This window comes from Streptomyces sp. DH12 (assembly GCF_020873895.1).
Taxonomy (GTDB): Bacteria; Actinomycetota; Actinomycetes; order Streptomycetales; family Streptomycetaceae; genus Streptomyces.
Genome location: NZ_JAHWGT010001255.1, coordinates 1 through 432 on the forward strand (window position 1 = coordinate 1; position 432 = coordinate 432).

1 protein-coding gene is annotated in these 432 nt (G+C 72.9%); it reads left to right on the forward strand.

Annotated features, from left to right (window positions below):
* A partial coding sequence (locus LPA54_RS39535) for a PAS domain-containing protein (protein WP_228985225.1) occupies positions 1 to 432 on the forward strand: 432 nt, incomplete at both ends.

Sequence of the window (432 nt, forward strand, 5' to 3'; positions counted from 1 at the left end):
GGCGGCGCGCCGCTCCCGACCACCAGCACGGACCACCACCCGGCGGGGGAGCGGGCCGGTACCAGGTGTCCCGGCCCATCGCCGGATCCCTCGCCGCGCTCACGCCGTACCTGGCCGCGGCCGTGTGCACCCTGGGGATCCTCTACAACGTCCTCAACGGCCGCAGCGTCGACCGGGTCGTGCTGATCACCGGGGGCACCGTGGCGCTCGCGCTCGTGGTGCGCCAGGGCATCATGCTCCTGGACAACATCACCCTCACCCAGGAACTCGCCCAGGCGGAGAACCACTTCCGCTCCCTGGTGCAGGGCTCCAGCGACGTCATCATGATCGCCGCGCCCAGCGGCGTCCTGCGGTACGTCTCCCCGGCCGCCGCCGGGGTGTACGGCCGACCGGCCGAGGACCTGGTCGGCACCGAACTGGCCTCCCTGATCC